The sequence below is a fragment of the Pedobacter sp. AJM genome (genome assembly GCF_002197755.1).
In the GTDB taxonomy this organism is placed as follows: domain Bacteria; phylum Bacteroidota; class Bacteroidia; order Sphingobacteriales; family Sphingobacteriaceae; genus Pedobacter.
On record NZ_NHOT01000002.1, the window covers coordinates 328344 to 350406 of the forward strand.

13 protein-coding genes are annotated in these 22063 nt (G+C 38.0%); 7 read left to right on the top strand and 6 right to left on the bottom strand.

Translation table 11 applies throughout. From position 1 onward, the window contains the following. Positions 1-60: 60 nt before the first annotated feature. From CBW18_RS05395 to CBW18_RS05410, 4 genes are all read left to right on the top strand, one after another. Positions 61-795 (top strand): ABC transporter permease, encoded by a 735-nt coding sequence (locus CBW18_RS05395; RefSeq protein ID WP_029284070.1) that lies wholly within the window; start codon positions 61-63, stop codon positions 793-795. Further along, on the top strand, positions 795-1547 hold the full coding sequence (locus CBW18_RS05400) for an ABC transporter ATP-binding protein (protein ID WP_029284071.1): 753 nt from the start codon (positions 795-797) through the stop codon (positions 1545-1547). Before CBW18_RS05395 ends, CBW18_RS05400 begins: the two co-directional genes overlap by 1 nt. Positions 1548-1600: 53 nt before the next feature. After that, a complete protein-coding gene (locus CBW18_RS05405; protein ID WP_088300299.1) occupies positions 1601-2482 on the top strand; it encodes a class I SAM-dependent methyltransferase in 882 nt (293 codons plus the stop codon). Between the two features lie 92 nt (positions 2483-2574). Next, positions 2575-3621: a hypothetical protein gene (locus tag CBW18_RS05410; protein ID WP_088300300.1), complete on the top strand. Its 1047-nt coding sequence runs from the start codon at positions 2575-2577 to the stop codon at positions 3619-3621. A gap of 76 nt (positions 3622-3697) precedes the next feature. Here CBW18_RS05410 and CBW18_RS05415 read toward each other — a convergent pair whose 3' ends face one another. The 4 genes from CBW18_RS05415 to CBW18_RS05430 form a co-directional block, all read right to left on the bottom strand. After that, entirely contained in the window at positions 3698-4786 is a 1089-nt protein-coding gene (locus CBW18_RS05415) for an acyl-CoA dehydrogenase family protein (RefSeq protein WP_088300301.1), read from the bottom strand. Between the two features lie 70 nt (positions 4787-4856). Beyond that, positions 4857-5477, bottom strand: coding sequence for a nicotinamide riboside transporter PnuC (gene pnuC / locus CBW18_RS05420; RefSeq protein WP_088300302.1), 621 nt, complete (start codon positions 5475-5477; stop codon positions 4857-4859). A gap of 503 nt (positions 5478-5980) precedes the next feature. Further along, entirely contained in the window at positions 5981-8956 is a 2976-nt protein-coding gene (locus CBW18_RS05425) for a DNA gyrase/topoisomerase IV subunit A (RefSeq protein ID WP_088300303.1), read from the bottom strand. A 172-nt stretch (positions 8957-9128) separates the two neighbouring features. Next, complete coding sequence (locus tag CBW18_RS05430) at positions 9129-9617, bottom strand: cytidine deaminase (RefSeq protein WP_088300304.1); 489 nt, start codon at positions 9615-9617, stop codon at positions 9129-9131. A 147-nt stretch (positions 9618-9764) separates the two neighbouring features. On the opposite strand from CBW18_RS05430, the gene CBW18_RS05435 reads away from it, so the two are divergent. The 3 genes from CBW18_RS05435 to CBW18_RS05445 are packed head-to-tail and all read left to right on the top strand — an operon-like array spanning position 9765 to position 18074. Next, positions 9765-14759, top strand: coding sequence for a translocation/assembly module TamB domain-containing protein (locus tag CBW18_RS05435; RefSeq protein WP_088300305.1), 4995 nt, complete (start codon positions 9765-9767; stop codon positions 14757-14759). Next, a complete protein-coding gene (locus CBW18_RS05440; protein ID WP_088300388.1) occupies positions 14743-17046 on the top strand; it encodes a BamA/TamA family outer membrane protein in 2304 nt (767 codons plus the stop codon). The genes CBW18_RS05435 and CBW18_RS05440 overlap by 17 nt, the downstream gene beginning before the upstream one ends. A gap of 5 nt (positions 17047-17051) precedes the next feature. Further along, on the top strand, positions 17052-18074 hold the full coding sequence (locus CBW18_RS05445) for a YihY/virulence factor BrkB family protein (protein WP_088300306.1): 1023 nt from the start codon (positions 17052-17054) through the stop codon (positions 18072-18074). 36 nt (positions 18075-18110) lie between these two features. Here CBW18_RS05445 and CBW18_RS05450 read toward each other — a convergent pair whose 3' ends face one another. After that, complete coding sequence (locus CBW18_RS05450) at positions 18111-20105, bottom strand: ATP-binding protein (RefSeq protein ID WP_088300307.1); 1995 nt, start codon at positions 20103-20105, stop codon at positions 18111-18113. A gap of 39 nt (positions 20106-20144) precedes the next feature. Further along, complete coding sequence (locus CBW18_RS05455; RefSeq protein ID WP_088300308.1) at positions 20145-22013, bottom strand: DNA topoisomerase IV subunit B; 1869 nt, start codon at positions 22011-22013, stop codon at positions 20145-20147. Between the last annotated feature and the right edge of the window lie 50 nt (positions 22014-22063).

Sequence of the window (22063 nt, forward strand, 5' to 3'; positions counted from 1 at the left end):
TTTTTTATCGTTTCTTTGTAGTAATATAAATGATCATTTAAATTAAGCAATACATACGGAATGAATTTTACCAATTTCGGGAGATACATCCTGCTACTCAAATCTGTATTCAGAAGGCCGGAAAAACTTAAAATATATTTGAAGGAAATTGCCAAGCAAATGGATTATGTAGGTGTGGGCTCACTGGGCCTTATCGCCATCATCTCTACATTTATTGGTGCAGTAATGACCCTCCAGATTGCTTTCCAGCTGGTGAGTGATTTTATACCTAAAACCATTATCGGTTCAGTGAACAGAGATTCGAGTATTCTGGAGTTAAGTCCAACCATCAGCGCAATTGTGCTGGCTGGAAAAATCGGCTCTGCTATTTCATCTGAAATTGGCTCTATGCGGGTAACCGAACAAATTGATGCACTGGAAATTATGGGCATTAATGCGCCGGGTTATTTAATTCTTCCAAAAATCATCTCAGGCATTACCATGGTACCTATGCTGGTAATCATCTCTATGTTTTTAAGTATCTCTGGTGGTTATCTTGGCGGTTCACTATCAGGTGCAGTTACTCCGGCAGAATATCTTCAGGGAATCACGACAGATTTTAACCCTTATACCATTGTGGTTGCTTTGGTAAAAGCTTTTGTTTTTGGTTTCATCATTACTTCAGTGCCGGCATATGAAGGTTTTTATGTTCGTGGCGGAGCTTTAGAAGTTTCTCAGGCCAGTACCAGGGCAGTTGTAATTAGCTGTATCTCTATTCTTGTTTGCGATTATTTAGTTACCCAATTGTTATTGTAATGATCGAAGTTAAAGATATATATAAATCATTTTCGGGCAATGACGTTTTAAAAGGCATTTCCGGTAAATTTGAAGAGGGTGTTACGAACTTGATTATTGGAGGTTCGGGCTCTGGTAAAACAACCTTGCTGAAATGTATGGTTGGTTTACATCAGCCAGATTCCGGTTCTGTTTTATATGATGGCCGCGACTTTACCCCTATGACTTACGAACAAAGGATCGAAGTGCGTAAAGAAATCGGAATGCTTTTTCAGGGATCTGCCCTATTTGACAGTATGACGGTAGAGGATAATATTATGTTTCCGCTGAATATGTTTACTGATCAAACCAGAAAAGAAAAGCTGGAACGGGTAAATTTTTGTCTGGAACGCGTTAATCTGGCTGGCAAAAACAAATTGTTCCCGGCAGAACTTTCAGGCGGAATGAAGAAACGTGTGGGTATCGCCCGTGCCATTTCAATGAATCCTAAATACTTATTTTGTGATGAGCCTAATTCTGGATTGGATCCAAAAACTTCCATCGTTATTGATGAATTAATTCAGGAGTTAACCGAAGAATTCAAAACCACTACCATTGTAGTTACCCATGATATGAACTCCGTAATGGGGATTGGTGATTATATTTTATTCCTGCATGAAGGTAAGAAATTTTGGGAAGGTAGTAATAAGGAAATTGCGCATACAGACATTAAAGAGTTGAACGACTTTGTGTTCGCAAGTCGCTTTATGAAAGCTGCAAAAGACAAGTTTTAAATACAACTATCATTGCGAGGTACGAAGCAATAACGAACTACACATATTAATACATGATACAATTATTGACCCCAACGCACTGGAAAGATTATGAACTGATTGACTGCGGGGATTTTGAAAAATTAGAACGTTTTGGAAATGTGATTTTAATCCGTCCTGAACCACAGGCCGTTTGGAAAAAAACATTATCAGAATCAGAGTGGAAAAAAACAGCTAACATTACATTCAGAGGTCGGTCTGCAACTTCAGGAGAGTGGGTTAAAAAAAATCAATCCATACCAGATCGCTGGCATGTAGAATATAAAAATGACGAAGTGGCTATTAAACTCCGCTTAGGACTAACTTCCTTTAAACATGTTGGTGTGTTCCCTGAGCAAGCGGTTAACTGGGATTTTATTTCTTCTTCTATTAAAAAATTTAAAACGCCCCAACCAAAGGTGCTCAACCTTTTTGCCTATACAGGTGCTGCCTCTTTAATTGCAAATGCTGCCGGAGCAGAAACCACGCACGTCGATTCTATTAAACAGGTGGTAACCTGGGCAAATGAAAATCAAGAATTATCGCGTTTGAAAAATACCCGTTGGATGGTGGAAGATGCTTTAAAGTTTGTAAAAAAAGAACTGAAGAGAGGTAAAAAATACAATGGTATTATTTTAGATCCACCAGCATATGGCCATGGACCGAATGGCGAAAAGTGGAAGCTGGAAGATCATATCCAGGAAATGATGCAAGATGTAGTTCAGCTTTTGGATGAAGAGGAACATTTCTTAATTTTAAATACCTATTCATTAGGATTTTCATCTGTGATTGTCGAAAATTTAATCCGGACCTCTTATCCAAGTGTTCAGAACTTAGAAACAGGTGAGTTATACTTACAAGCTACTGCAGGTATAAAACTACCTTTAGGTGTTTTTGGTAAATTCTGTAACGTATAATTTATTTGTTTTAATTCAGCAAATTTCCATATCTTTTCCGATTAAAAGCCAGTTGTAAAAACTGCAACACTAAATAACCCATTATATTATCTATGAAATTCCCCAAATTAGCAGGCACAATTATACTTGGCTTTGCTGCAATCAGTTTATTTGCAAACTGTAACTCAGATGGCAAGAGCAAAAGTGGTACCGGCCAGAACACATCTGACACCACTAAAAAGAAAGGAGATTCAACCGCAAACGTGATGAAGCCTGTTGATCCAAAACTATATGATTCTCTTATAAAAAAACTTGCTAACGGTGATACCACAGGCAAATGGCCGGTTAAAAATCAACCTGTTCCACTTGCTGGCGCCATTTTACCTTTTAAAAGGATTGTGGTTTATTACGGAAACCTTCACTCTAAAAAAATGGGGGCTTTGGGTGAGTACGCACCAAAAGAGATGTGGCAACGCCTGAATGCTGAAGTTAAACATTGGGAAAAGGCTGACCCTTCTACACCTGTTCAACCGGGTTTGCATTACATTGCTGCAGTAGCAAGCGGAACACCTGGAAAGGACAAAAAATATATCAACCGGATGGGTAACAAACAGATTGATTCTGTATTAACCATTGCAAAAATGCAACCTAATACCATTGTTTTTCTGGATTTACAGGTGGCATTAAGCACTATAAAGGATGAGCTTCCGCATATTGCCAAATATCTTCAATTGCCATACGTGCATTTAGGAATCGATCCTGAATTTTCAATGAAAGATGGTTCTCTTCCAGGCAAAAAAATCGGAACTTATGATGCTGCTGATGTCAACTATGTAACAGGATACCTTGCAGATATCGTTAAAAAATATAACTTGCCTCCGAAAGTATTTGTTTTACACCGTTTTACGAAGAAAATGGTAACCAATGCCGCAAACATTAAATTACGTCCGGAAGTACAGGTAGTTGTACACATGGATGGATGGGGTGAGCCAGAACTGAAGAAAGGTACCTATCGCCATTTCGTTTATGGTGAGCCTGTGCAGTTTACAGGTTTCAAGCTTTTTTATAAAAATGATTTGAAAAAAGAACCTAAACGTTTAATGACTCCGGAAGAGTTATTAAAACTTACACCGAAACCGATCTACATTCAGTATCAGTAAAAAAAAGCCCATGATGATCATGGGCTTTTTTTATTTCATTTTAGGGTCTAAATTAAACTGGAAATTATACCCACCACTAATTTTCAAAAGTGAGCAATGCATGCTGACTTGCGGTATGAATATCTCGCCAAACCCGGTTAATTTCTGATTCCTTTTTAGCGGCTTCCAACCCACCATAAGGGAAAAGCGTATCAGCAGCTCTTCTACAGGCATGAGCAAGTTTCCTGCTTATGCGACTCACCATTTGCAATTGATCTTCTTGTATCGAACCATTTTGAATAAGTTGATCCCATGATTGATCAAAGGTGGTATAAAATTGATTTCTCAACGATTCAACTTCGGTTTTGCAACCATTTAATTCAGAAGTAAAAAAAGCAACCTGTTCATCATTGTATCTGCTTAGCCCCGAACGTGCAAAAAAAGAATCTTCTACCAACCGGATAAAATGCCTGCCCATCCCTAGGCTATTCACAGCCAGCGTAGTTTCAGCCAGTTGTAAAAAAGGATAATCAAAGCCTTGATCTGCCACTTTAATATCGCTATTGATTTTAAAGGTTCTGTTTACTGGAACAAGCAGGTCTTTTACTTCAAATGCATGACTTCCGGTTGCAATCAACCCAAAATATGACCAGCCGGAAAGAATTTCCACTTCATTTTTCTTAAGGATAAAAGAGATGACTTCAGGATTTCCATCTTCATCTAGAAGATCAGTACCATCTACTTTTTTTATCGTACAATTGGCTGTAAAAACAGTAGCATGTAAGGCACCACTGGCATATTTCCAATGACCATTAATCAGGTAACCACTTTCCATTTGAACTGCCGTTCCTCCAACTGCACCACTGCCCGCAAAACAAACTTCCCTCTCTGAAAAAATTTCCTTCGCAAGTTCCTGATCTAAAAAACCCGCAAACCAGGCGGCACCAGCACAAAGGGTTACAGTCCACCCTAAGCTCCCATCGGCTTCAGCCAACTCCTCTTCAAGATGTAGAATTTCAGGAAGTTTCTTCCCTGCACCACCATAAATTTGAGGCACAAAAAGTTTAAACCAGTTTTCCTTGTAGGCAAGGTCCAAAATTTCCGGATGCAACTCTCCCAACGCTTCAGATTGCGCTGCAAATTCCCTTACCTTATTTTGCCAGGTTGATGTTAACGTATTTTGCATGTTTTTTTATCTAATGAGCATGGAAGGTATTCTATTCAAAGCAAATACTGCCTTTTCCATATTGGTAGTGTTAAGCCACCCTAAATTTCCTCTTGCCGATAATTTTCTTCCAATCTAGAAAGCCAAATATGGCGACTATAAAAAGGAAAGTAGTTAGGCAGGCCATAAGCGGTAGCTTTTTATGAAATAATAAAGGTATAGCCACTATATTGGAGATGTTGAGGAAAATCCAATTCTCAATTTTACGTTTTGCGAGCAGCCACATTCCGGCCCATGCGGTTGATGACACAAAGGCATCCAGAAGTGGTACGTCAGAATCAGTGTGGTGTCTTAATGCAAAATATAACACAAAGAAACCAACTACAGCAATTAATACTGCAATTAACAACTCCTGGCTGGTACTCCATGATACCTGGTTTTCACCGTCAATTTTGCGCTTTTTCCAAATCATCCACCCATAAACACTCATCACCAGATAGTAAATGCTAAGCAACATTTCTGCATAGAGCTTAACATTAAGTAAAAGAAACATGGATAATAGAATGGAAATAATCCCGGTAGGATATAACCAGATGTTGTTTTTTTTAGCCAGTAAAACCTCAGAAACACCGAAACCAACGGCCAGCCATTCTATGATTGAAGTATGTAGAATTTGTTGTTGAAAAAGCCTGAACCACTCCTGAAAATTCATTTACAATAATTTTGCCTCACGGCAGATAAAAATAATTGAAACTGCTTTCAGGGCGAAACAGTATGTTGAATTAACCTCTTCCCTACGCCGGCATTATCCGGATCAGGTGCATTTAAGTTCAAAGTTTTGGGTTCAAAGTTAAAAGCTTAAACTTTCGACTTTGGACTTTTAACTTTCCAATTAAAACGGGTGTAATCTCAGCCTCCGATTGCAACAGCTGTTGCACAATTCAAAAGCACCCCTTTGAGTAAGGCAAATATAGATTTAAATTTTAAGATACGTAATCGAAAGATACTATTCTTTTAAACCCTCAACAGGTGGAGGATTGCCCGACCCACCAATTCTTTAAATGTGAAATAGTCGACTTTACCATCAGTATTTATGCTACAAAGGAAATCAGCGTTTATATTTCAACCTAATGGTTGGTGTCACATCAACCATTAGGTCCTTGTATAGCGATTACATTAAGATTGCTGCGTACCTTAGCAATAACGACTTATTGTTTAAAAAAGTCCCAATTGACCTTTGTCATCAATTTCAATATCATTGGGATTGGTAATTTCGAAATCTACCTTTTTAGCCGGCTTTTCTTCAGCTTTCGGCTTATCCTTAATTTTAGGTTCTTCTTTTTTCGCCGGTGCAGGTTTTTCTACTTCTTCAACAGCTTTTTCTTCAGTCTCGGTTTCTTCCTCTTTAATCCCAGTTGGTTCCTGAGCTGGTTGTTTGATTACCGGCTTTTCTTCCTGTACTATTTTCTCTTCAACAGCAGGCACTATTTTCCGTTCAAATTTAGGCTTTGGCTGCTCTTTTATTGCTGTTTCGGCAACCTCCTCAACTACTTCTGGTTTAGAAATTTCTTCATTGGTTTCAGGCTCGGCCATATCATTAACTGTTTCTGTTTCTACTACCGCCCCTTCAATACCTTCACCTGGCTCATCATTACTTCCACTCTCTTCATTTTCATCAGCATCTTCCACTTCAATGGCGGGTTCTTCCAACACTACTTTTTGCACATCATGTGGCGATAAGCGGTTGCCATTTGCCTTTAAGCCTTTTACATCAATTAATTCTGCAAGCATCAAATCTAACGTCTCCGGAATTTGCGTTTTACCTTTAAGCACATCAACAATAATCCTTGCGGCAGGGTGCGCCGTTAAAAACAACAATTTAGATTTTTGTTCCTCACTGATAAAAATGGTTTTTCTACCAATGGATTGCAGTTCAAAAACAAAACGCTTGATGAAATAATTTTGTGCTTTGCCTTCAAAATGAACCGCAGCAAATACCTTTTCAGGATCAAACTTTTCGATCAAAATCAAGCCGTCATCAAAGTGGTTACTTAGTTCAAATGAGCTTAATTCATAATAACCGTCTTTATGTACCTGTAAAATCCGGTCATCGCCATCAAACTCACCGAGATACTTCCCTCTTCCATCAACGTTTAGGCGCTTTAACAAATCATCATACCAAATTTTTAACCCTGATAAGGTAGAAACCCCTTTACTTTTTAAGGTGATTTTTTTAACGGGATATTTAGAAATGATATTCCCCTGCGATCCACGACCTTTAATGGCTACTTCAGCAAAATCCTGATCAAATTGAAGCTTACGCAATTTAGAGTGCGGCTTCAGGGCAACATTTATAATTTCAGCTTCACCATTCGGATTGGCAGTAAAATATAAAACTTTCGAGCCTTTTGATCCTTTGGTTAAATCGTATTCCTTATCTCTTGTTACACCGACAACTGCAAAACGCTTAATGTAAGCTACTCCTGTACCGCCATCTTTGTAAATCATATTGTAGATGGTGCGCTCGTCGTTTTTTTTAAAAACCTGGGCATGAATAATTCCCTTTCCAACAAAGGTTTTATCGGCCACTTTGGTGATCATACACTTTCCATCTTCACGGAAAACAATCACTTCATCAATGTCTGAGCAATCTGCAATAAACTCATCTTTACGTAAGCCCGTACCAATGAAACCATCCTCACGGTTTACATACAGTTTCACATTTGCTAAAGCCACTTTTGAAGCTTCTACCCGATCAAACAAACGGATTTCAGTTTTCCGTTCTCTACCTTTCCCGTATTTATCTTTTAATTTCTGAAACCAGGCGATGGTGTAATCGGTCAGGTGTTTTAAGTGATTTTTAACCACCTTGATTTCATCTTCCAGATTTTTCATTTGCTCATCTGCCTTTTTCACATCAAAACGGGTGATGCTACTCATTGGTTTATCGATCAGCTTTTTAAAATCTTCGGGTAAAATTTCCCGGTAAAGCGAAGGTTTGAAAGGATCAAAAAGTAAATGCAATACTTCAACAACGGTATCGAAATTACTGGAATTTTCATATTCAGGGTTTTTATACATCCCCTCCTGAATAAATATCTTAAGTAGTGAACTAAAAAAGATTTTTTCCTGCAGCTCATGCAGGCGAATCTCCAGTTCTTTTTTTAATAAACTTTTGGTGTGTTTGGTATTTTGAATCAGGATGTCGTTTACACTTAAAAAGTGTGGCTTATCATCCTGGATAATACAGGTATTGGGTGAGATCGAAACCTCGCAAGCCGTAAAAGCATATAATGCATCAATGGTTACATCAGGCGAAATTCCGGGAGCCAGGTGCACAATAATTTCTACATGCGCTGCTGTACTGTCTTCAATTTTTTTGATTTTGATTTTGCCCTTATCATTGGCAGCCAGAATACTGTCGATGACAGAGCTGGTTGTGGTACTGTAAGGAACTTCCGTAATCACAAGGGTTTTCTTATCCTTTTCGGTGATTTTTGCCCTAACCCTGATTTTGCCGCCGCGCTGTCCTTCATTATAATTCGAAAAATCAGCCATTCCACCGGTAAAAAAGTCAGGTACAATATTCGGCCTTTCTCCTTTTAACACATCAATCGAAGCATCCAGCAATTCGTTAAAATTGTGTGGCATTACCTTGGTTGCCAAACCAACGGCAATACCTTCTGCTCCCTGTGCCAATAACAACGGAAATTTAACCGGTAAAGTGATGGGTTCATTATTTCGTCCATCATAACTCAATTGCCATTCGGTAGTATCGGGATTGAAGACCACTTCATTTGCGAATTTCGACAAGCGGGCTTCAATATAACGCGGTGCCGCAGCACTATCGCCGGTAATGGGATCTCCCCAGTTGCCCTGCATATCAATCAGCAAATCTTTCTGACCAATTTGTACCATTGCATCACCAATGGAGGCATCACCATGTGGGTGATACTTCATGGTATTTCCAATTACATTGGCTGCCTTATTGAAACGCCCATCATCCATTTCTTTCAACGAATGCATAATACGGCGCTGAACAGGTTTTAAACCATCATGAATATGCGGAACGGCACGATCCAGAATTACATAAGACGCATAATCGAGAAACCAGTTTTCATATAAACCATTAATTGGCGTTACGGTATGCTTGTGTTCTTCGTTTATGTTTTGGTCTAATTCTTCACTCATCTATTTACAAAATTGGCAGCCGTAAATATAATAAAAATGATCTCATCGAATGAACAGAGGTTATGCACATTCAAAGTTCAAATTTTGATGGAATGACTTGAATAATTAAATCTTGCCCTTTTATTGAAGTGGTTATTCTACATAATACCGGATTTTTAGCTTTAATAAAACGCTATCTTTCCAGCCTGTCTTCTACAAAAGAAAAAGGCAGTAAGCTTTTTACACTGGGTACTTTTAAGATTTCACCATTGAGGCAATAAAAAATTACTTCAATTGGTGTTGTTTGTTTACGTTCAAATTCTGCCATCACCTGCAAACAGCCTCCGCATGAGGTAACAGGTTTTGTGATCTGGAAATGATCAGTTTGCGCAGTAATGGCCATGCTTTCAATAATGGCATTGGGCTGATTGGATCCGATAGAGAATAATGCTACACGCTCTGCACACAATCCGGATGGATAGGCTAAATTTTCCTGGTTGCTCCCAAGAATGGTTTCACCGGATGCCAAACGGATGGCCGTACCCACCCTGAACTTTGAATAAGGTGAATATGAACCCTTTAAGGCCAGTTCTGCATTTTCACAAAGCAGCTTGTCTTTTGTGTTCAGTTCATTAAGGCCAGCATACTGCTCAAAACTAATATTCAGATTTAATAATTTCATTTATTGTTGATTATTATGCCGCCAATGTTAAATTTTTGCGGCGGGCGAACAATTTAGTTTATTTTTTGTATTATTTATAAATATGCCCTAAAATTTATTTAGGGGTACGCTTTTAGCATTTAAAGAAACCATCAAACATTATCAGCTTTGAATAAATACGTACGTAAAAGTTTAAAAATTTTACTCTGGGTAATTGCTTCAATTATCATCCTGGTTGTCGGTATAGCCCTTTCACTAAATATTCCTGCCGTACAAAATTTTGTAAAAGGAAAGGCGATTAACTATCTCAAAACCAAAACTAAAACTGAAGTCAGTTTGGAAAGCATTAAAATTGCTTTACCTAAAGATGTGGTTTTAAATAAATTTTACATCGAAGACCGAAAAGGCGATACACTGCTATATGCTGAAAAGTTAGCCGTAGATATCAGTCTGTTTAAATTATTAAAGAATACGGTTGAGATTAATAATATTGAGTTAAAAAATATCCGTGCGAATGTGAAGCGCATTAACCCCGATACCACATTTAATTTTTCTTTCCTGGTCGATGCTTTTATGAGTGACCAGAAAAAACCAGAAAAAAAAGTGGATCAGGATACGACTTCAACCCTCAAATTTTCTGTAGATAAGGTTTCTTTTGAAGATATTGGCATTACCTATCGGGATGATGTGGCCGGAAATGATGTGAAACTCTATTTAGGGGCATTTAAAACTAAGTTAAAAACATTTGATTTAGCCAACCAGCACTATGTGATTAAAGCGCTTAACTTAAATAATACTTCGCTTAAATATCTTCAGCAAAAACCTTTAACCCAATTGGTACAGCACATTACCAATAGTGTAGATAGTAGCCAGAAAGAAACAGGGAAACTACCTTTAATTGAAGTGGAAAATTTTGCCTTCAACAATGTGAAGGTAAATTATGATGATCAGATCTCCACAACGAAAGCCATTGCTACCGTAAATGAATTGGGTCTGGTCCATTTAAAGGTAGATCTCACTAACAGTAAATACACTGTAGAGGATGCTAAATTAAATAAATCCAATATTCTCTTCGCCTTTAAACCTGCACCAAGCAACAATTTAAAAAAAGTTAAAGATACGGTTGTTCCGGAAAAATCGCCTTTGGGCTTAATGATTAAAAATATCAGCCTAACAGATAACAATTTTCAGTTTGATAACCTTGGTGCAAAAGCCGCACCTAAAGGAATGGACTTTAATCACCTTAAAATCAGCAGACTTACTTTTGGTGCCAGCGATGTAAGTTACAGTGCTGATGGTATTAAAGCCAATGTTAAAAATGGATCATTGAAAGAAAAGAGTGGTTTTGCCTTAAATGAGTTAAAAGGAAATGCCATATATAATGATAAGCAGATTAAGTTAAGCAACTTCATTTTAAAAACGCCAAACACAACCGTTGAAAACGCGACGGAACTTAACTTTACTTCAATGGATGACTTAACTAAACATCCTGAAAAAGTGAAACTGGCACTAAGTTTCAAAAATACGACTATAGGGTTAAAAGATGCCGGTTATTTCAGTGATGCCATTCCGGCGAATTACCGCAATGAAAAAATTAAACTGAATGCAAAGGTAAATGGCTATCTTAATAACCTGAACATCCCACTTTTACAAGTCAGCGGATTAAAGAATACACAGATAGACATTAGTGGTACGGCCAAAGGCTTACCTGACATAAACAAAACCTTTCTTGATCTGAATATTAAAAAACTTTATATCACAAAAAGCGACATTCTGGTGGCCGTACCTAAAAAATCACTTCCACCATCTATTGAACTTCCAAATGTAATCAATGCCAGAGGAAAGTTTACCGGATCAATGACTGATTTCAACACCAATATGAATATTCAAACGGATATGGGTGGTGCAATAGTAGTTGCAGGAATGAAGGGACCAAAAGGGAGAGAAAGCTATAAAGCAGATATTAGTCTGAATAATTTCAATGTTGGTCGATTGCTAAAAATGCAGCCTAAATTAGGTCGTGTTACGGTGAAGGCTGATGTTGCAGGTACCGGCCTTGATCCTAAAAAAATTAATGCAAAATTTAACGCACGGGTTTTAAATGCCTATTATAATAAATACACCTATCGCAACCTGAATCTTGCCGGTACATATGCCAATCAGAAAATAGCCATTAAAAGTAGCATGCCGGATAGCAATGCCAATTTTGCATTGAATGCCAATGTTAACCTGGCGGGAAAATATCCGGCGGTGAAGGCAGATTTAAACTTAAAGCAGTTAAATCTACAAGCCTTGAATTTTAGTCCGACAGTATTAAGTGCTGCAGGCCTTGTTAAGGTTGATTTGGCCACCGCCGATGCAGATTACTTAAATGGCAGTGTTGATGTTACAGGTTTACAGCTGGTAAAAGATCAGCAAAGAATTAATGTAGATACCATATCTGTCAGAGCTAAAAGCACAGCAACTGAAAATGAGCTGACCCTCAAATCAGAAGTTTTATCAGCAAAAATCGATGGTAAATATCAACTGACGAAAGTGAGCAATGCCATTATTAATGAAATTAATAAATATTATGCTTTTGGAGAAGTGACCAAAATCCCAGATCAACGGATGCGTTTCTTTGTTAAGGTTTATGATTCAAAATTATTGAAGCAGTTTGTTCCGGAGTTGACCGTTTTTAAACCCTCGCAATTTTACGGGTTAATTGATACCCAAAAAGACAGCCTGCTGATTAAAGGGAGCTTCCCACAGGTGGTATATGGTGATTTTAAAATCGATACCACACTGATAAACATCAATAACGATAACAATAAACTGGATTATGCCTTAACCGTTAAAGCTTTGCAAAGTCCATCAGTTTCACTTTTTAATACAGAAGTAAGTGGTGAAGCGGCAAGTAATATCTTAGGTGTTAATATTTTTCTTCGCGACAGACAACGTAAAGATAAATATGTAATCGGTGGAAATTTTCAATCTATTAATAAAGACTTCAAATTTACTTTAGATCCGCTAAAATTATTGCTCGACTATCAAAAATGGGTGGTATCACAAGATAATTATATCCAGTTTGGTGCATCCGGCATATTGGTGAATCAATTTCAGATCAGCAACAGCGGTCAGTCATTATCGATTAACAGTAACCCTACACAACCCAATGCACCGCTATCCGTTGAGTTTAAAGATTTCCAGTTAGAAACCCTGACTAAATTTGCAGAAACAGATACCACTTTGGTAGGCGGGCGTTTAAATGGAACAGCAAATGTGAAAGATCTGGCTTCATCAGCTAAATTTGAGGCAAACTTAACTATCGATCAATTGCGTTATCAAAAAGATCAGTTAGGCACATTGCGTTTAGCCGTTAATAATGACACACAAAATGCCTATGAAGTAAATGTGGCCTTAAGCGGCGTGCACGATTTAAGGGTAAACGGATTCTATTACACGGCTCCGAAAAGTGCATTGGATTTAACTGTAAACATTGATAAAATAGAATTAAAAAATATAGAGAGTTTATCTGCCGGACAATTAAAAAACGGAACCGGAACCATTACTGGTGCTTTAAGTGTTAAGGGTGAATTAACTGCACCTAAAATTTTAGGCGACCTTACTTTTAATAACGCCGGGATTAATGTGGCCTATGTTAACTCTTATTTCAGAATGCCTAATGAAAAGATTTCCTTCACTAATGAAGGCATTAGCTTTAATAACTTTACGCTGATAGATTCTCTAAACCAGAAAGCAACCATCAATGGAAAGGTCATGACTACAGATTACAGAAGTTATCGTTTTGGTTTAGATATTAAGATGAATAACTTCAGGGCCATTAATTCTACTGCAGCTGATAATGACATGATTTATGGAAAGGTTTTCTTAACCAGTGATATTCAGGTTAGAGGAGATATGAATCAGCCAGATGTGAAGATGAATATTAAAGTGAATAAAGATACCAGATTCTTCTTCGCCCTGCCTTCAAGCGATCCATCCATTATAGATCAGGATGGCATTGTACAATTTATTGATGCAGATGCACCACCATTTAACGGGCAAAAAGCACTTAAAGTGGATAGCATCAATAAATCTTCCATGAAAGGTATTAACCTGGTCGCAGCCATTACCATTGATCCTGAAGCTGAACTTAATGTGGTGGTAGATCCTTCAAATGGTGACGCCTTGAATATTAAGGGTGATGCCAACCTGAATGCCACCATGGACCCAAGTGGAAAAATAAGCATGACCGGCCGTTATGAAGTTATTGATGGTTCTTATAATTTATCTGTTGGCCCTTTAGGCAAAAAAGAATTTAAGCTGGTTAAAGGCAGTACCATCGTATGGACAGGCGAACCGACATCAGCAAATGTAAACTTAACGGCACTTTATGAGGTAAATGCAGCACCTATTGATTTACTGAACCAGCCAGATTTATACGAAGCAAGAACCAAGTTGCCTTTTCAGGTTTATCTGATGATGAAAGGTGAACTGTTGAAGCCGATTATTTCCTTCAGGTTAGACCTGCCGGAAAATGAGCGTAATGCATTAGGCGGACAGGTATATACCAGATTGATTAACGTTAACCGGAATGAAAGCGAGTTGAATAAACAGGTATTCGCCTTACTGGCATTGAATAGATTTATCGCCAATAATCCTTTTGAAAGTTTAGCCGGTGGCGGTGGTGGTGTTTCTACACTTGCCCGCTCTAGTGTGAGCAAACTTTTGACAGAGCAGTTAAATAACCTGACTTCTGATTTAATTCAGGGGGTAGATCTTAATTTTGGAGTGAATTCATCTGAAGATTATTCTACCGGTTCCATGCAGCAAAAAACTGACCTTGAAGTGGGCTTATCCAAGAAGTTGCTTAATGATCGGTTAACGGTTACCGTAGGAAGCTCATTTGCATTAGAAGGTCCGCAGGCGCCAGGTGAAAAATCAACAGACATTGCAGGAAATGTAAATGTAGAATATGCCTTATCGGCAGATGGAAGATATAGGTTAAGAGCTTACAGAAGAAATCAAAACGATGTAATTGTGCAGGGACAGATTATCGAGACAGGTTTAGGATTTACCCTTGTTGTGGATTACAATAAATTCAGAGAAATATTCCAGAAGAAAAGAAACAGAAGAACAAGAAACATTGAACAGAAAGCACAAAATGAGAAAACTAACTAGACCTATCCTATTTCTATTGGCTTGTTTAGTTTACGCGGGCTGTAGCAGTACCAAATCTTTAAAACCAGGGCAGATTTTATATACCGGCGCTGAAGTAAAAATTAATCCTGATTCTACAGGTAAAATTGACGACGAAAAACAGATAAAGGCGGACTTAAAAGGTAAGACACGACCTAAGCCTAATAATAAATTGAAACTGGCCATTTATAATTTTGCCGGCGAACCTAAAAAGGCAAAAGGTGGATTAAGAAACTGGATTCGAAAAAAAGGGCAGGCTCCTGTGCTTTTAAGTGAGGTTAAACTTAAATACAATAATGATGTACTAACCAGTTATCTGTTGAGCGAAGGTTACCTGCAGGCCGAAGTAACAGGTGATACAGTGGTTAAAAATAGAAAAGGAAAAGCCATTTACACTGCTAATACTGGTCAGCGGTATAAAATTAATCAGGTAAATTTTCCGCCGGATTCTGGTGTGCTGACTAAAATTATCAATGCCAATAAAGCCAAAACCTTATTAAAAGCAGGGGATTTTTACGACCTTGACAATTATAAAAACGAGCGGATCAGAATCGACAACGATTTAAAAGAAAATGGTTATTTCTACTTTAGTCCTGATTATTTAATTATGCAGGTGGATAGTACCATTGGCAAAAACCTGGTTAATGTTTCAATAAAGGTGAAGGATATTGCTCCGGATGCTGCATTAAAGCCATACACCATTAAAAACATCAATATCTATCCAAACTATTCCTTAAGAAGAGATACGATTTTAAGACGTTTAAAACCCCTGGAGTACAAGGATTTTAATATTTATGATGATCGAAATACCTTTAAGCCACGCTTGTTTGATCGTTTGGTTTTCTTCCAGAAAGGGGAACCATATAACCGTAAAGATCATAACCAATCATTAAACAGGATGGTTAATATTGGTGCCTTTCAGGATGTAAGAGCAGAATTTTTGCCGGTAGACAGTTTTAAAAACAACCAGCTGGACCTTAATATTTACCTGACACCATTAAAGAAAAACTCACTGACGTTTTCGGTGACCGGAACCAGCAAATCCAACAACTTTGTGGGTTCGGAAGTGAAGGTGACACAAACCACCAGAAACCTTTTCAGGGGCGCAGAACAGTTAGACTTAAGTGTAGGTGGTGGTTTTGAAACCCAAACCAGGGGAACTTCACTTGGCCGGAATTCACTCTCCCTTACTACCGAAGCTAAGTTAACTTTCCCCAGATTTATTGTTCCCTTTTATAAGCCGAACAGCACCACCGCCTTTATTCCCAAAACCATTGCCTCGCTCTCATATCAAATGCTGAACCGGGGTAGTGAATATACGCTGAATGCTTTTAAAGGTGAATTCGGGTATAACTTTAAAGAAAACCAGTATAAGGAACATAATTTTAATCCAATATCAGTAAGTTACGTTTCAACTAGTTTCCCTTCAGACACTACAAAATTAAGATTATATACAGAAAATCCTCTTTTAAGAACTACCCTAGAAAACCAATTCATCATTGGAAGTAATTATAACTTCACCTACACTAACCAAATGGAAACCAACCGAAGAAACAATACATTTTTCTTTGGTAGTATAGAAACCGGTGGGAACCTATGGGGTACATTTGTTCCGAAGGATGAAGAAGGCAAGCGCTCCATTTTTAATGTTCCTTTATCTCAATTTGTGAGATTAGAAGCCGACTTAAGGGATTATTATAAAATCAACAGAAATTTAACCTGGGCCAACCGGTTAAATGTTGGTTATGGTTATGCGTATGGGAACAGCACTTCTTTACCCTTTGTACGGCAATTCTTTGCTGGGGGCAGCAACGATATCCGCGCTTTCCCCGCCAGAACTTTAGGTCCTGGAACATACAAAGTACCAGATAATGCTATTTTTGCCGATCAGGGTGGAGATATCAAACTGATGCTGAATTCAGAATTAAGATTTAAACTCGTCAGTGTATTATATGGTGCATTATTTGTAGATGCAGGTAATATCTGGCTCAGAAAAGAGGATGTGGGTATTCCTGGAACGGAAAATACCGGTAGGCCTGGTTCTGAATTTAAACTCAAAAACGCGTTAAATGAATTGGCTGTTGGTACCGGAGCGGGGTTACGTGTTGATGCAACCATCTTTGTCGTTCGTTTAGATGTGGCATTCCCGGTGCGTAAACCTTATTTAGCAGAAGGACAGCGCTGGGTATTTGATAATATCGCCTTTGGTGACAAGGACTGGAGAAGAGAGAATTTAATCTTTAACATTGGAATTGGATATCCGTTTTAAGCATCATGAAGTTAGTTAGCAAAATCAGACATTTTTTTATAGCACTGTACCATCTTTTTATAGCAGCAGGTAAGGGTTTTGTGGAAGACAGGATTACGAAACTGAGCGCATCCCTTGCTTATTATACAATATTTTCGCTAACACCTTTAATTATTATCGTTTTATCTGCCGCCACCTTGTTTTTAGGAAATAAAAGCAATACCGATACACGAAACAGGTTTTTTGCTCAGGTTACAGATATGGTTGGTCCGGATGCTGCCGTTCAGATTCAGGGTTTTGTGGAACATTCCACCAAATCGGGTCAGTCTACCATTGGCTTAATTATTGGTATCGCCACACTAATTATTGGTTCTACGGCCATTTTCATTGAAATTCAGGACAGCATCAACATGATCTGGAAGGTAAAGGCCATTCCAAAAAAGGGCTGGCTGAAAATGCTAACGAACCGGCTTCTTTCTTTCTCACTGATTGTTTCCATGGGTTTTTTGCTGTTGGTATCGCTCGTGATTAACAGTGTGGTGGTGGGCCTTGGCGATAAGCTGATTGCTTTACTTTCCAAGAGTGAAATTGATGAGGTGATTCCAGTGGCGGATGATACCATGGCCCTGATCATTTATATTTTAAATAATGTGATTACACTCGCAGCAGTAACAGCTGTTTTTACAGTCATCTTTAAAGTGCTGCCCGACGTTGTTATTAAATGGAAATCAGCCATTATTGGTGCTTTATTCACCGCTGTACTTTTTAGTTTAGGTAAGTATTTAATCGGAATTTATATTGAGAAAGGCAATCCGGGTTCTGCATTTGGTGCGGCAAGTTCTATCATTGTAATCCTGCTGTGGATTTATTATACTTCAATAATTCTTTATTTCGGTGCTGAGTTTACACAAGCTTATGCAGAAAAGTACGATGGCGGAATTGCACCAAGTAAATATGCCGTATTTACGAAAATTACCATTGTAGAGAAAAACGTGGACGTTCTTCCTCCTCAACATCCGGAAGAAACCGTTCATGCACCAGTCAACTAACTGAAGCAAATCCTTATTTTAGGAGATCGTTTCCCGCTATCGGATATATTTTAAAATTTTCTCCAGTAGCTCATGTTCCAGGAACGGTTTCAGTACTAATTCATCCATTCCGGAGGCCAGGTATTTCAGCCGGTCTTCTAGTAAAACATTGGCAGTGATCCCCAATATCGGGGTGCTTCGCTTTTTAGCATCGTTTTCATTTCTAATCTTACCAGCAAGTTCTATCCCGCCCATTTTGAGCATTTGTATATCAGTTAAGATAAGATCATATTCATTTTCGCAAAATAATTTATAGGCTTCTTCTCCGTTATATACCGCATCATAAGAAATTTTATATTTTTTGAGAATGGTACCAGCCAGCATAATATTCAACTTGTTATCATCAGCCATTAAAATTCTTTTTCCTTCCAGTAATGTGGCTTTATCATATAATTCTGTGTTTCCCCTTTCTGTAAAAGTATGGTGAGTAATTTGATAAGGTATTTCGAAAGAAAACACAGCGCCCTCCCCTTCCTCACTCCTTACATAAATGGTTCCGCCTTGAAATTCAACTATTTTTTTACAAATGGCCAGGCCCAGGCCTGTACCATGTTGTCTTTCTTTTGTTGAAGTACCATAAACCTGGGCAAATTCTTCGAAAATAATTTCCTGATCAGCAAGCTTAATGCCTATACCTGTATCAATAATATTTACTTTAAGTTTTGCCTGGTTTCTATTAGTTAAAGTGAGCAATGCTTCCAATGTGACGCTTCCACTTGACGTAAATTTGATGGCATTGCCTAACAAATTCATCAGCACCTGCTTTAGCCTCAAAGGATCACCAAGAAAATAGATATCCTCGTTTACAGACATATCCAGATAGAAACCAATTTCCTTTTGTAAAGCCTGAATACGCATGCTTTCAAAAACATTTTTAATGGTAGTATAAGGTAAGAAAGGAACTTGAGCTAAAGTCACCTTACCTGTTTCATATTTTGAAAAATCAAGAATATCATTGACAACATTCAGAAGCATCATGGATGATTCGCTGATGGCGGCAACCTGTTCCTTTTGTACAGGCGTAAAGTCAATCTGAATCAACTGTTCCGAGAATCCGATAATGGAGCTTAGAGGTGTGCGAATTTCATGACTCATGTTTGCCAGGAAGCAGCTTTTGGTGCGCGCATAAGATACCAGTTCATTGCTGTAATCAATTAAAGCTTTTTCATCCTTATAACAATGGTAGATCATGTAAAAGATAAAAGCCAATAAACCAACAGTGAGCGTAAGCAATACTTTGGTAAATTTATCTAAATTAATAACCGCATTCAAGGTGCTTTTATGAGTGATTTGCGATAAGTTGTAATAGTATTCTTTTTCAATGGATTGATATCTTTTTAATCCTTGAATGATGCCAGAAATTAATTGATAATCAATGTTAAACAATTGTTTTTCTTCATTGATAAGATCAAGTCTTAAATAATCATTAATGGCTTTAAGCTGCAACTCATTACGGGCTAAGCGGACAGAATCAGTTGTTTGAACCAGTGCGGATGTAGTAATACCATTCTGGTCTTTAATTTTAAAAAGATTAGTTTCCGGAAGAGATTGCCGTTCAAGTACCTGATCAAGCTTTATTGAAAAACTGATCAGACTGTCACACAAAATTTTCAGCCTGATAAACTCGTTTATAGCCGGTTGGTTTTGACTGATTAAAGCAGGTTGACCTTTAGATATAAAATCATTTTGCTTTTTCCGGCTGATGGCATTAAGAATGAAGGAGATTTCCTTAATCTCCTTCATAAATTCGTGGTGATAACAATGCTTTCTATTCACCATGAACATTCTGCAGTTGTTTTCTGCATGATATAACTTTAAAATACAACTATCAAGTTTAGCGTAATCATATTCTACCTGAGCAATTTTATCAACCGATTGGAGAAGCGGCAGGTTTGAAAAATTCACAAAAATAACGGCTGTTATTCCGAAAATGATCAAAATTGAAGAGACAATGATCAGGTATTTGTTTGCTAAACTTTTAGTGGATTTCAAATGCGTCGATTTAATTTTGTGATTATATCAACGCCGAATTTATGCTACTTCATCAATTATCTTAGGTTCTTCCTCCACCTCGTCTTTCTCCACACGAAGATTTCTGATGATATGTTGTTGCCTATCAGGGGTATTTTTTCCCATATAATATTCTAACAGGCTTTTAATGGTCTGATCTTTTAAAATAACAGGATCAAGCCTGATATCTTTACCAATAAACAAACCAAACTCATCAGGAGAAATCTCTCCCAATCCTTTAAAACGGGTGATTTCGGGCTTGCTACCTAATTTTGCAATAGCATTTCGACGCTCTTCATCACTATAACAATAAATGGTTTCTTTCTTATTTCTAACCCTAAACAAGGGTGTCTGTAATATATAAACATGGCCTGCTTTTACTAAATCAGGAAAAAACTGAAGAAAAAAGGTCATCATGAGTAAACGGATGTGCATGCCGTCCACATCTGCATCAGTCGCAATTACGATATTGTTGTAATGCAAACCATCCAGGCCATCTTCAATATTAAGCGCATGTTGCAGTAAATTAAACTCTTCATTTTCATAAACCACTTTTTTAGTCAGCTCATAGCAGTTAAGTGGTTTACCTTTTAAGCTGAAAACGGCCTGGCAATCCACATCCCTTGATTTTGTAATGGACCCTGATGCAGAATCACCTTCAGTAATAAACAAGGTCGTTTCATAGCGTTTTTCATGTGTACTGTTAAAATGAACCTTACAGTCACGCAGTTTTTTATTGTGTAGCGAAGCTTTTTTAGCCCTGTCGTTTGCTAACTTTTTAATTCCTGCAATGTCTTTACGTTCCCGTTCAGATTGATTAATACGCTTCAAAAGGGCATCTGCCACATCCGGATTTTTGTGCAGATAATCATCCAGTTCTTTTTTAACAAAGTCGTTAATAAATGTAGCTACAGATGGTCCTTCAGGCCCCATATTCTGAGAACCCAGCTTCGTTTTGGTCTGCGATTCGAAAACAGGTTCCTGTACCCGGATGGAAATGGCCGCTATAATAGATGAACGGACATCAGCTGCATCAAATTCCTTCTTGAAAAATTCACGAACGGTTTTTACTACTGCCGCGCGAAAGGCCGCCTGGTGTGTTCCGCCTTGTGTGGTGTGCTGCCCGTTGACAAAAGAATGGTAATCCTCACCATATTGCTGTCCGTGGGTCATGGCAATTTCGATATCATGCCCTACCATATGTATAATCGGATAGCGAATTTCTTCAGGCTTATTGAATTTGGAAAGCAAATCATACAAGCCCCTTTCTGAAAAATATTTCTGATTATTGAAATTGATGGTCAAACCCGTGTTCAGAAACACGTAATTCCATACCATACTTTCTACAAAATCAGGGATATAATGGTAATTTCTGAAAATGGTTTCATCAGGATAAAAGGTAATGGCCGTTCCATTGCGCTGGGTAGTATCAATTACGGGTTGTTCATTTACCATTTCCCCTTTAGAAAACTCTACTTTTTTGGTTTTACCATCACGGTATGATTGTACGGTAAATATGGTAGATAAGGCATTTACAGCCTTGGTACCAACGCCATTTAACCCAACAGATTTCTGAAAGGCATTGCTGTCATATTTCCCCCCCGTATTGATCTTACTTACACAATCAATCACTTTTCCTAATGGGATACCACGACCATAATCACGAACATTTATTTTCTGCTCAGAAACAGTGATTTCAATGGTTTTTCCGGTTCCCATCACAAACTCATCAATAGAATTATCTACAATTTCTTTCAACAAAACATAAATTCCATCATCTTGTGCAGAACCATCACCCAGTTTACCAATGTACATACCGGGCCGTAATCGAATGTGTTCTTTCCAATCTAATGAGCGAATGCTGTCGTCGTTATAAATTACTTCTGCCATAAATTTTTTAATTGTTATCAGGTTGGTTGAACTTTACGATTACACAAAGG

Excerpts from the sequence above, each read along its gene's own strand:
- CBW18_RS05395 (WP_029284070.1), top strand. The coding sequence starts at position 61 with ATGAATTTTACCAATTTCGGGAGATACATCCTGCTACTCAAATCTGTA.
- CBW18_RS05400 (WP_029284071.1), top strand. The coding sequence starts at position 795 with ATGATCGAAGTTAAAGATATATATAAATCATTTTCGGGCAATGACGTT.
- CBW18_RS05405 (WP_088300299.1), top strand. The coding sequence starts at position 1,601 with ATGATACAATTATTGACCCCAACGCACTGGAAAGATTATGAACTGATT.
- CBW18_RS05410 (WP_088300300.1), top strand. The coding sequence starts at position 2,575 with ATGAAATTCCCCAAATTAGCAGGCACAATTATACTTGGCTTTGCTGCA.
- CBW18_RS05415 (WP_088300301.1), bottom strand. The coding sequence starts at position 4,786 with ATGCAAAATACGTTAACATCAACCTGGCAAAATAAGGTAAGGGAATTT.
- pnuC (WP_088300302.1), bottom strand. The coding sequence starts at position 5,477 with ATGAATTTTCAGGAGTGGTTCAGGCTTTTTCAACAACAAATTCTACAT.
- CBW18_RS05425 (WP_088300303.1), bottom strand. The coding sequence starts at position 8,956 with ATGAGTGAAGAATTAGACCAAAACATAAACGAAGAACACAAGCATACC.
- CBW18_RS05430 (WP_088300304.1), bottom strand. The coding sequence starts at position 9,617 with ATGAAATTATTAAATCTGAATATTAGTTTTGAGCAGTATGCTGGCCTT.
- CBW18_RS05440 (WP_088300388.1), top strand. The coding sequence starts at position 14,743 with ATGAGAAAACTAACTAGACCTATCCTATTTCTATTGGCTTGTTTAGTT.
- CBW18_RS05445 (WP_088300306.1), top strand. The coding sequence starts at position 17,052 with ATGAAGTTAGTTAGCAAAATCAGACATTTTTTTATAGCACTGTACCAT.
- CBW18_RS05455 (WP_088300308.1), bottom strand. The coding sequence starts at position 22,013 with ATGGCAGAAGTAATTTATAACGACGACAGCATTCGCTCATTAGATTGG.